This window comes from Legionella feeleii (assembly GCF_001467625.1).
In the GTDB taxonomy this organism is placed as follows: domain Bacteria; phylum Pseudomonadota; class Gammaproteobacteria; order Legionellales; family Legionellaceae; genus Tatlockia; species Tatlockia feeleii.
Map to the genome: position 1 here is coordinate 11,003 of NZ_LNYB01000090.1, position 1,008 is coordinate 12,010.

A 1,008-nucleotide genomic window follows, 5' to 3' on the forward strand; every position below is an offset into this window, starting at 1 on the left:
CCGTACATGTAATCGACCGACAAACCCACATGGTCGAGGGAGACTGTTAAGATTACGTCACTTACCTATTTTAGGGAAAGAAACGACCATTGAGCTCATCCCAAGGCGTGGACGATGCCCTCATTGTGATGGTGGTCCAACAACAACGCAGCGCCTTGACTGGTATGATACGAACAGCAAGTTTACCCGTCCTTACGAGCAGCATCTTTTGTTTGAATTGATTAACTCGACTGTGGCAGATGTGAGCAGAAAAGAGGATGTTGATTATCATGCGCTGGAAGCGTTGATTGATAAATATATTGAAGAAGAGGTCGATTTTAACACCATTGATGACATTGGTGTTCTTGGTCTTGATGATATTAGTCTCAAGAAAGGCTACCGTGACTTTGTCACCATAGTGAGTTATCGGTGTAACGACGAAGTCAGGTTGCTTGCCGTGCTTGATGGAAGAGAGCGAGCAACAGTAGAAGCCTTTCTTCGAAAAATTCCTGAGCGTCTCAAACAGACAGTGCGTGCGGTCTGTTGTGATTTATATGAAGGATATATCAACGCCAGCAAAGCCGTATTTGGTGACACAGTACCTGTTGTTGCGGATCGCTTTCATGTAAGAAAACTATACGGCAAGGGCTTGATTGCCCTGAGAAAGTCAGAGTTGAAGCGCTTAAAGAAAGAGCTGTCTGAGACCGATTATAAGAATCTCAAGCCTGCAATTGCCGTGCTTCGAAAACAAAAGGATTACTTCACAGATGATGAAAAGAAAGTCGTAGAACCCTTATTTAATTTGTCGCCAAAGTTACAGTTGGCCTATCAATTAAGTCACGAATTAACCGCTGTTTTTAACAGCCATTTAACACCATCAGAGGCAAAAGCACTCTTTGTTGAGTGGATAGATCGCGTTTCAGCTTCGAAAATTAAATGTTTTAATCGCTTTGTAAAAACACTCAATAAACATATGGATATCATCGCCAACTACTTTAATGCGCGTAACAATAGTGGTTTTGTTGAAGG

Annotated in this window: 1 protein-coding gene; it reads left to right on the top strand. The window is 42.3% G+C overall.

From position 1 onward, the window contains the following. Nucleotides 1–1,008 (top strand): ISL3 family transposase (locus Lfee_RS16440; RefSeq protein WP_156413410.1); only part of this gene is annotated, 1,008 nt, incomplete at both ends.